The organism is Nocardioides sp. (assembly GCF_035503875.1).
GTDB lineage: Bacteria > Actinomycetota > Actinomycetes > Propionibacteriales > Nocardioidaceae > Nocardioides.
This window is the reverse complement of sequence record NZ_DATJTA010000058.1, coordinates 22,091-32,037: the sequence shown is the minus strand read 5'-3', so window position 1 is coordinate 32,037 and position 9,947 is coordinate 22,091. Positions and strand designations below refer to the sequence as shown.

Annotated in this window: 9 protein-coding genes; 6 read left to right on the top strand and 3 right to left on the bottom strand. The window is 72.3% G+C overall.

Annotation, left to right across the window (positions count from 1 at the left end):
* Positions 1-135: 135 nt before the first annotated feature.
* The gene (ppgK, locus tag VMF51_RS14225; protein ID WP_325475100.1) at positions 136-894 is read right to left on the bottom strand and encodes a polyphosphate--glucose phosphotransferase; all 759 of its coding nucleotides are present in this window, start codon (positions 892-894) and stop codon (positions 136-138) included.
* A gap of 49 nt (positions 895-943) precedes the next feature.
* Between ppgK and VMF51_RS14220 the strand changes: the two genes are divergently transcribed.
* Positions 944-1,726, top strand: coding sequence for an ABC transporter ATP-binding protein (locus VMF51_RS14220; RefSeq protein ID WP_325475099.1), 783 nt, complete (start codon positions 944-946; stop codon positions 1,724-1,726).
* Between the two features lie 146 nt (positions 1,727-1,872).
* On the opposite strand, the gene VMF51_RS14215 is transcribed toward VMF51_RS14220, so the two are convergent.
* Positions 1,873-3,063 (bottom strand): ATP-binding protein, encoded by a 1,191-nt coding sequence (locus VMF51_RS14215; RefSeq protein ID WP_325475098.1) that lies wholly within the window; start codon positions 3,061-3,063, stop codon positions 1,873-1,875.
* Positions 3,064-3,193: 130 nt separating this feature from the next.
* Between VMF51_RS14215 and VMF51_RS14210 the strand changes: the two genes are divergently transcribed.
* Complete coding sequence (locus tag VMF51_RS14210; protein WP_325475097.1) at positions 3,194-4,636, top strand: fatty acid desaturase; 1,443 nt, start codon at positions 3,194-3,196, stop codon at positions 4,634-4,636.
* 10 nt (positions 4,637-4,646) lie between these two features.
* Positions 4,647-5,213: a TetR/AcrR family transcriptional regulator gene (locus VMF51_RS14205; RefSeq protein ID WP_325475096.1), complete on the top strand. Its 567-nt coding sequence runs from the start codon at positions 4,647-4,649 to the stop codon at positions 5,211-5,213.
* Here the strand turns inward: VMF51_RS14205 and VMF51_RS14200 are convergent.
* A complete protein-coding gene (locus VMF51_RS14200) occupies positions 5,199-6,065 on the bottom strand; it encodes a GTP-binding protein LepA (protein WP_325475095.1) in 867 nt (288 codons plus the stop codon). The genes VMF51_RS14205 and VMF51_RS14200 overlap by 15 nt on opposite strands.
* A 22-nt stretch (positions 6,066-6,087) precedes the next feature.
* Here VMF51_RS14200 and VMF51_RS14195 point away from each other — a divergent pair, with 22 nt between their 5' ends.
* The 3 genes from VMF51_RS14195 (at position 6,088) to VMF51_RS14185 (ending at position 9,843) form a co-directional block, all read left to right on the top strand.
* Positions 6,088-7,497 (top strand): MFS transporter, encoded by a 1,410-nt coding sequence (locus tag VMF51_RS14195; RefSeq protein ID WP_325475094.1) that lies wholly within the window; start codon positions 6,088-6,090, stop codon positions 7,495-7,497.
* 114 nt (positions 7,498-7,611) lie between these two features.
* Positions 7,612-8,847: a M15 family metallopeptidase gene (locus VMF51_RS14190; protein ID WP_325475093.1), complete on the top strand. Its 1,236-nt coding sequence runs from the start codon at positions 7,612-7,614 to the stop codon at positions 8,845-8,847.
* 30 nt (positions 8,848-8,877) lie between these two features.
* On the top strand, positions 8,878-9,843 hold the full coding sequence (locus tag VMF51_RS14185) for an NADPH:quinone oxidoreductase family protein (RefSeq protein ID WP_325475092.1): 966 nt from the start codon (positions 8,878-8,880) through the stop codon (positions 9,841-9,843).
* Positions 9,844-9,947 lie beyond the last annotated feature (104 nt).

Here is a 9,947-nt window from a genome sequence, read left to right as displayed (position 1 = left end):
CGCACACACCAGATCGAAGAACCTCGACCGGACCACGTCCGGCACACGCTTCCTCGGCACCACAACACCTCCATCAGTCGGTGTTGCTTCGACCAGCTGAATCCGCCACCAGCCAGCGGTGCGGAACGTCAGGGACTATCCGCGGTCGTCGGCCGCGTAGAGCGCGGCGCCGACGACTCCGGCCTTGTTGCGCAGCGTCGCGGGCACGATCTCGGTGTCGAGGTCGAGCAGCGGCAGGAACTCGTCGGCGCGCTTGCTGATGCCTCCCCCGACCACGATCAGGTCGGGGGAGAACAACCGCTCCAGCGTCCGGTAGTAGCGGGTCAGGCGCTGCGCCCACTCGGCCATGCTCAGGTCCTCGGCCTCGCGGGCGCTGTTGGCGGCGCGCGATTCCGCGTCGTACCCGTCGATCTCGAGATGGCCGAGCTCGGCGTTGGGGACCAGCACCCCCTCGTGCACCAGCGCCGAGCCGATGCCGGTGCCGAGGGTGGTCACGATGACCAGGCCGCCCCGGCCCGCGGCGGCGCCGTACCGCACCTCGGCGAGGCCGGCGGCGTCCGCGTCGTTGACGACGTGCACGTCGCGGCCGGTCGCCTCGGTGAACAGGGCGTCCGCGTCGGTGCCGATCCAGGACTTGTCGATGTTGGCCGCCGAGTGGACCACGCCGTGGCGGACCACGCCGGGGACGGTGACACCGACCGGGCCGGCGGAGTCGGGGAACGCGGCGAGCAGCTCGACGAAGACCTCGGCGACCCGCTCCGGCGTCGATGGCGAGGGCGTCTTGAACCGGACCCGCTCGGCGGCGAAGTCGCCGGAGGCGAGGTCGACTGGGGCGCCCTTGATGCCCGTGCCGCCGAAGTCGATGCCGAAGGGGACGTCGCGGTTGCTCGTCATCCGCCGACCTTAGGACACCGGCACCCCCGGCGTTCCCTACCATCGCGAGGTGAGCGAGAACGCCTTGGAGCTGACCGGCGTGACCTTCGTGCGCGACGCCCGCGAGCTGCTCGCCGACGTCGACCTCGTCGTACGACGGGGTGAGCGGTGGGCGCTGATCGGTCCCAACGGCGCCGGCAAGAGCACGCTGCTCAACCTGTGCGGAGCGGTGACGTTCCCGAGCCGCGGGAGCGTGCGCGTGCTCGGCCACCGGCTCGGCGAGATCGACCTGCGCGAGCTGCGACGCTCGATCGGCTTCGTCAACCCGCGGCACCCGCTGCGCTCCGACCTGCCGGCGGAGGAGGTCGTCCTCACCGGTGCCACGGGCACCATCGAGACCCAGCTCCGCTGGCAGCCGACCGAGGACCAGCGCGACCGCGCGCGGCTGCTGATGAAGACCCTCGGCGTACCGGCCGACGGGCCGCTGCACTGGCACACCATGTCGCAGGGCGAGCGCGGGCGGACCCTCATCGCCCGCGCGCTGATGACCGACCCGCCGCTGCTGCTCCTCGACGAACCCAGCACGGGCCTCGACGTCGCGGCGCGCGAGCAGATGATCCAGACCCTCGACCACCTGCCCGAGGCCATTCCGGGGCTGACCACGGTCATGGTCACCCACCACTTCGAGGAGCTGCCGACCGCGACCACCCACGCCGCGCTGCTGCGCGGCGGGCGACTGCTGGCCGCCGGCCCGGTCGACGAGGTGCTGACCACCGAGCTGGTCACGGAGTGCTTCGCCCACCCCATCGAGGTACGCCGCCACCGCGGCCGCTGGAGCGCGACCGCCGGCTGAGACCGGCAGCTTCGGACGTCAGGCCGGCCTCAGGTTCATCATGGGATGTCGACCAGTTCGCACTTCCCATGGTGGGTACGCCGTGGGGAGCGACGACTCGCCTGCATACCGTGATGAATCAGCAGCAGCCGACCCCACGACGAGCCTCAGCCCCCGGTCTCCTGGCGGATCCAGGCCGCGAACCCGGGCACGGTGAACCGGAGCGCGCCGCGCCCGGCGACCTCGATGAGCCCTTTGTCGAGCAGACCGCGCCGCGGGACGCTCAGGTCGTTGCTGGTCAGTGACAGGTGGTCGGCCAGCGCGCCCCGGCGTACGTCGTCCTCGGCCGCGCCGGTCAGCTCGGCCATGCCGCCCAGGACGCGCTGCTCGCCCGGCGTGGCCTTGACCCACCGGGCACGGAACATCGTCGCGAGCTCGTCGTCGACGCGCGCGCGGGTGCGGGGCAGGAGGTCCGGGCCGAGCTCGTCGCCCTCGGCCGGACCGGCCTCGCGCCAGACCGCGTCGCCGTACAGCTGGAGGAAGTAGGGGTATCCCTGGGCGAGGTCGACGACCTCGGCGAGCAGGTCGGGGCGCCACGCCACGCCGTGCTCGCGGGCGGGGGCCTCGAGCACCTCGGCGGCGTCGGCCCGCGACAGCCGTTCCAGGGTCCGGAAGGCGAACCGCTCGCTGAAGGTGACCGCCGCCGTGAGCACGTCGGGGGTGTTCGGCAGGCCGGCCGCGATCACGACCGCCGCCGGCTCGGGGCTGGCCTGTTGCAGCTCCTGCCAGGCGTAGGCGAGGGTGCGCAGGTCCTCGCGCGGAGCGGCCTGGATCTCGTCGATCAGCAGGCACAACCCGGCCGATCCACGCTCCCGGGCGGCGGTCGCGGCCGCGGTGACGAAGGCACCGAACGCCGCCGAGGAGGCCCCGCTGTCGGGTGCTCCCGCGGGGCGTACGTCGAGCTCGACCCCGGCGCTCGCCGGTCCCGCGCCGAGCTCCAGGGTCAGCGACTGCAGCCGGTCGCGCAGCGGCGTACGGCGGGAGATGTCGACTCCGATGTCGTCGAGTGCCCGGGCCGTCGCGGCCACCAGCGCGGCCACCAGGCTCTCGTCGCCGCGGGCGGTGACCCAGGCGACGACGGCGCCGGCGCCGGTTGCCTCGTCGCGCACCGCCTTCAGCAACGAGGTCTTGCCGACGCCGCGTGACCCGACGTGGACCCGCACCCGGCCGAGGAACCGGGCGTACGTCGCGAGCAGGGCGAGGTCGGCCTGGGCGTCGGCCAGCTGCGCGCCGCGTCCGACGAGCACGGACGGCGCCTCGCCGGGGGTGTAGGGGCTGGGGATCGCTGTCGGGTTCACACGGTTCCTTATGAAGGCCGGGGTTCATCACGAACCGTAAACCGCGGCACCGACTTTACATCTGGTCATCTCTTGTCAATCAGATTGACAACTCGTACGGTTCTGTCAACCCAGCGAGGAGGCGTCAGCCATGGAGGCGATCGCGAACAGCACGGTCCCGGCGGGCTCGACCGACACCTGGCGCGACCCCAAGCGCCATCTCTGGCTCATCGGGCTCGTCGTCCCGTCCCTGGCCTTCATCGCGTACGGCGCCTGGGCCGCCACCGGGATCGGTGCCTTCTTCTGGATCGGACCGGCGGTGATCCTGGTGATCGTCCCGGCGATCGACCTGGTCGCCGGACTCGACCGCTCCAACCCGCCCGACGACGTCATCGAGCGGCTGGAGAACGACCGCTACTACCGCTGGATCACCTACCTCTTCCTCCCCGTGCAGTACGCCGGATTCGTCGGTGCGATGTACCTGATCGCGCACGGCGACCCGCTCGGGTTCCAGGGCGAGCTGACGACGCTCGACAAGGTCGGGCTGGCGATCTCGATCGGCTGCATCGGTGGCATCGGCATCAACACCGCCCACGAGCTCGGCCACAAGAAGGAGGCCAACGAGCGCTGGCTGTCGAAGATCGCGCTGGCCCAGAGCTTCTACGGCCACTTCTACATCGAGCACAACCGCGGCCACCACGTCCGGGTCGCCACCCCGGAGGACCCGGCGTCCTCACGCGTGGGCGAGAGCTTCTACGCGTTCTGGCCGCGCACCGTCCTCGGCTCGTTGAGGAGCGCCTGGCGGATCGAGAAGCGGCGCTACGCGCGGAAGAAGAGACACCCGTTCCGGCTCGGCAACGACGTGCTCAACGCCTGGCTGATGTCGGCGGTCCTCTGGGGGGTCCTGGTCGCCTGGCTCGGCGTCGGCATCGCGCCGTACCTCCTCGTCCAGGCGGTCGTCGGCTTCTCCCTGCTGGAGATCGTCAACTACATGGAGCACTACGGCATGCTCCGGCAGAAGGTCGGCGTCGGGGAGCGGCAGCGCTACGAGCGCGTCGACCCGTCCCACTCGTGGAACTCCAACAACATCGCCACGAACGTCCTGCTCTACCACCTGCAGCGGCACAGCGACCACCACGCCAACCCCACCCGCCGCTACCAGACTCTGCGCGACTTCGAGGAGAGCCCGGTGCTCCCGACCGGGTACGCCGGCATGATCGTGCTCGCCCTGGTCCCGCCGGTGTGGCGCCGGGTGATGGACCCCCGGGTGCTCGCCCACTTCGGCGGCGACCTGTCGCGGGCCAACCTGCAGCCGGCGAAGCGCGAGCGCCTGCTCGCGGCGTACCCGCCGCCGGCCGCGCCGGTGTCCGACCCCCGACACGACGCGGTGGCCGGCACCGTCGAGGAGGTCCTCGCGGCCCGTTGCCCCGGCTGCGACTACGTGTACGACGTGGCCGCGGGCGACGAGCACGAGGGCTTCGCCGCCGGTACGGCGTGGGCCGACATCCCGGCCGACTGGTGCTGTCCCGACTGCGGGGTGCGGGAGAAGGTGGACTTCGTCCCGCTGGCGGGCAGCGGGGCCGCCGCTTCCTAGACTGGCGCGCATGGCCTCCAGCACCCGCGACCGAGTGGTCGACGCGGCCGTGGGCCTGACGGTGGAGATCGGCTGGTCGCAGGTCACCATGGCCAAGCTCGCCGACCGGGTCGGGGTCAGCCGGCAGACGGTCTACAACGAGATCGGCGCCAAGCCGGGGCTGGCCGAGGCGATGATCCTGCGGGAGCTCGAGCGCTTCCTCGGGGTCGTGTCGGTGGCGTTCGACGAGCACCCCGAGGACCTGGTGGCGGCGATCCGGGCCAGCGCGCGCGGGGTCCTCGAGCACGCGCACGACAACCTGCTCCTGCACGCCGTCGTGTCCGCCACGCACGGCGCCGACACCGAGCTGCTGCCGCTGCTGACCACGCACGCCGAGTCGCTCCTGACCACCGCGAAGGCCGTCGTGGCGCAGCGCCTGGCGCCGTACGACGTGGGCCTGGACGCCGCGCACCTCGAGGCCGCCATCGACATGGTCGTGCGGGTGGTGCTGAGCCACGTCATGCAGCCCTCGGGCACGCCGGCCGAGACGGCCGACGACCTGGCCTGGATCGCCGCGCGGGTGCTACGCGCCGAGTGAGCGGCGGGCCTCCGCCTTCTCGACCGCCTCGCGGAACGCGGTGACGACGTACGCCGGGACCTTGAGGCCGCGCCGACGTGCCCACAGCAGCTCGGTCTCGACGCGGGAGATCTGGGCGGCGAAGTCGTCGACCTGCTCGGTGATGCCGAGCGTGGACATCAGGTCGCCGAAGTCGGCCTTCTGCCGGTCGTTGTTGGCCCCGACGGGGGCGAACGACAGGGTGCGCAGCTTGCGGACCAGCCACTTCTGCCAGCCGGCCAGCTCTGCCCACAGTCCGCGGGCGGAGAGCTGGTAGAAGGCGTAGTGGCCGGGCTCCTGGCGCTTGATCGGCGCGATGACGGTCTCGGCGATCGCGGACTCGCGCATCTCGACGACCCCGTCGTGGAGCAGGTTGTAGGCGAGGACGGCGGAGCGTTCGGTCGCCATGCCGGTGAGGTAGTAGATCATCCGGCTGACGTCCTGGAACGCGGGCCAGCGGCCGAGCGCCCCGAGCACCTTGAGCTTCGAGCCGATCGAGGTCAGGTCGGCCTCGGCGTTCGGGCGGCCGAGCTCGACCTGCAGGCGGTCCAGGATCAGGCCGTGCCGGGTCTCCTGCGGCTGCCAGACGTCGGCGTAGAAGCGCCGGTCGATCTCGGGCGGGTCGGGCAGCATCGTCATCAGCTCGAGCACGTTGCGGTCGACCTCGAGCTCGACCCGCGCCATGTAGTCGAGGACGTGGCCGAACCGCTCCTCGAACTCGACGGGGCGGCGTACCGTCCAGTCCACGCTCGCGAGGTCGATCGGCGGGTGCTCGGCCTCGAGCCGGTCGACGTGCTGAGCCAGCCGCAGCGCGGTCCTGGTCCCCTCAGCCATGGCCGAAGGCTACCGTTCGCTGATGGGCGAGCGTGCAGCGGCCGAGGCGGTCCGGATGGGGACTCCCGCGGGTCGGGCGGTGATCGCGGCCGCGACCCTCGGGTCGGGAATGGCGCTGCTCGACGGCACCGTCGTCAACGTCGCCCTCAAGACCATCGGCGAGGACCTCGACGCGAGCCTCGCCGAGCTGCAGTGGATCGCCAACGGCTACCTGCTCACGCTGGCCAGCCTGATCCTGCTGGGCGGGTCGCTGGGGGACCGCTTCGGGCGCCGGAGGGTGTTCGTGTGGGGGACGGTCGGCTTCGCCGGGGCCTCGGTCCTGTGCGGGCTGGCGCCCACCCCGGAGGTGCTGATCGTCGCGCGCCTGCTGCAGGGCGTCGGCGGCGCGCTGCTCACTCCCGGAAGCCTGGCGATGATCCAGGGTGCGTTCGTGAAGGACGACCGAGCGCCGGCCATCGGCGCCTGGTCCGGGCTGGGGAGCATTGCCGCAGCGCTCGGCCCCTTCCTCGGCGGCGCGCTGGTCGACCATGCGAGCTGGCGGTGGATCTTCTGGATCAACCTGCCGCTCGCCGTCGTCACCGTCGTGATCGCCCAGCGCGCGGTCCCGGAGACGCGCGACCCGAACGCCGCGCAGCACCTGGACCTCGGCGGCGCGGTCCTGGCCGCGGCGGCGCTCGGCGGGACGTCGTACGCCCTGATCCAGTGGGGCGGTCCCGTCGCGCCCTGGGCCGGCGTGCTCGCCGTGCTGGCCGCGGTGCTCTTCGTGGTCGTCGAGCGGCGCGTGCGCGAGCCGATGCTGCGCCTGGACATCTTCCGGAACCGGATCTTCAGCGCCTCGAACGCCATGACCTTCCTGGTGTACGGCGCCCTCGGCGCGGTGCTGTTCTTCCTCACCCTGCAGCTGCAGACCGTGAGCGGGTACGACGCCCTCGAGGCCGGGCTGGCCAGCCTGCCGGTGACGATCTGCATGCTGCTGCTCGCGGCCCGAGGAGGACGACTGGCGACCCGGATCGGACCGCGGGTGCCGATGACCTTCGGACCGCTGCTGATGGCGGTCGGCACCCTGCTGATGCTGTCCGTCGGCGAGGACGTCACGTACTGGCGCGACGTCCTGCCCGGCATCACGATCTTCGGCCTGGGCCTGGCGCTGATGGTCGCGCCGCTCACCGCCACGGTCCTCGCGGCCGCCCCCGACGAGCACGCCGGCATCGCCAGCGGCGTCAACAACGCCGTCGCCCGCGCCGGCTCGCTGCTCGCCGTCGCCGCCCTCCCCGTCGTGGTCGGCCTCGGCGGCGAGGAGTACGCCGACCCCGTCGCCTTCGACGCGGCGTACCACTCCGCCATGGTCATCTGTGCGGGGCTGCTGGCCGTCGGGGGGCTGGTGTCGTGGGTGGCGATCCGGGAGGGGGCGGGGGCGCGGATTCACCGGTGAACCGGGGAACCTGGACGTTCTCGGCCGAAGTTCCGCCCCAGAACGTCCGGTTCTCCCCGAGAAGTCCGGGCACCCTGGCGTCACCACCTACCCTGGACGGCCGGGGAGGGACAGATGAGACTGCGGCAGGCACTCGGGGCCGCCGGGACGACCGGCGCGCTCCTGCTCGTCGCCGCCTGCGGTGGCGGCGGTGACGGCGAGAACGGCTCCGAGCCGGACGCCTCGCCGAGCACCGTCGGCGCGTCCGCCTCCGCCTCGGCCTCGACACGCACGGAGTCGACCGGCAACCCGCTGGCGCCGTACGCCATGGACGCACCGGGTCCCCGCGAGGGCCGGCTGACGTACGCCGACATCCTGGTCAACGGCCGGGAGCCGATCAGCGACAAGACGCTGGCGCAGGTACGCGCGGTCCCCCGGGTCGCGTCCGTCGAGCGGATCTCGTTGGCCCAGGTCAGCATCGACAACAAGCTGCTCACCGTCGCGGCGGTCGATCCGGCGACGTACCGCAACTTCGCCGACGCCGACAGCGCCGACCAGCAGGTCGTCTGGGACCGGGTCGCGGCCGGCGAGATCGCGGTCGACCCGGCCGTGCAGAAGCGGCTGCCGGTCGACGACGACGGCTTCCTCAAGCTCGGCAGCGACAAGGACGCCCCGCTCGCCCACGTCGGCGCCTACGCCCCGCAGGTCGAGGGCGGCATCGACGCCGTCGTCAACGAGAAGTGGGCCGAGGAGCTCGGGATGACGGTCGGCAACGCGCTGCTGGTCTCGGCCCCGGGCTTCGACCCGCAGGACGTCGGCAAGCAGGTGACCAGGGTGGTCGGCGACCAGGCGCCGCTCAGCTACGTCGACGCCGTCGCCCGCTACGGCCTGGAGCCGGGCGCCCAGCTGGTCGCCGTGGTCGTCGGCGCCACCGCCGACGCGGTCGGCACCTACACCTACACGGTGCTCGCGGGCGGGAAGGTCGCTCCGGACCCGGAGTGGGTGCGCACCCACATCTCCTCCGAGCCCGTGCCGATCCTCGGCATGGTGACCTGCAACCGGCTGCTCTTCCCGCAGCTGCGCGCGGCGCTGCAGGAGGTCGTCGACCGCGGGCTGGCCGACACGATCCGTCCCGACGAGTACGCCGGCTGCTACTACCCGCGCTTCATCGCCGGGTCGACCAAGCTGTCCAACCACGCCTTCGGCCTGGCGCTCGACCTCAACACGTCGACCAACGGCCGCGGCATCCCCGGTGACATGAACCGCGACGTCGTCGCGATCTTCAAGAAGTGGGGCTTCGCGTGGGGCGGCGACTGGAGCTACACCGACCCCATGCACTTCGAGATGAACGCGCTCGTCCGGCCGCAGTAGGCCCCGCCGGTCGCGCGCTAGCCTCGCGCCATGCGAGCCGTCCAGGTCCTGACCACCACCGGCCCCCGCGACGTCGAGGTCCGTGACGTCCCCGAGCCCACGACCGCCGACGGGCAGGTGCTCGTCGAGGTGCACAGCGTCGGGATCTCCTTCCCCGACCTGCTGCTGAGCAAGGGCGAGTACCAGCTCCGGCCCGAGCCGCCGTTCACCCTCGGCGTCGACTTCGCGGGCGTCGTGGTGTCGGGCGCGGGCTTCGAGCCCGGCCAGCGCGTCTGCGGTGTCGGCGGGTACGGCGGTGCCGCCGAGCTGGTCGCCAGCCCGGCCGACTTCACCTTCGCGCTGCCCGACGCGACGTCGTACGAGGAGGGCGCGGCGCTGCCGATGAACTACCTGACCGCCGACTTCGCGCTCGCCGAGCGGGCCGGGTTGCGCTCCGGGGAGACCGTGCTGGTGCACGGGGCCGCGGGCGGGGTCGGCACGGCGTCGATCCAGGTCGCGCGCGGCATGGGCGCCCGGGTGATCGCGGTGGTCAGCACCGAGGAGAAGGGCCAGGTCGCGCGCTCCGCGGGAGCGGACGAGGTGGTGCTGCTCGACGGGTTCAAGGACGCCGTCCTCGAGCTGACCGGCGGGACCGGCGTCGACGTCGTGGTCGACGTGGTCGGTGGCGACGCCTTCACCGACTCGCTGCGCGCCCTGGCCCCGCAGGGCCGGCTGCTGGTGGTCGGCTTCGCCGCGGGCACCGGCATCCCGCAGGTCAAGGTCAACCGGCTGCTGCTCAACAACGTCGACGTCCGCGGCGTCGGCTGGGGCGCCTACGCGATGGCGCGGCCGGGCTACATGCAGCAGCAGTGGGCGCGGCTGCTGCCGATGCTGGAGTCAGGGGTCGTGAAGCCGCCGATCGGGGCGACGTACGCGCTGGAGGACTTCGGGCAGGCCCTGGTCGACATGGACGGGCGGCGCACGCTCGGCAAGTCGGTGGTGCGGGTCCGGGGCTGAGCGGGGCGGCGGCCCGGGCTGTTCTACGGCCGCAATTGCAGCCGCTGGACATGCCTGCGGTGGTCCGGACCGTCCTACGGCCGCAATTGCGGCCGTTGAGCGCC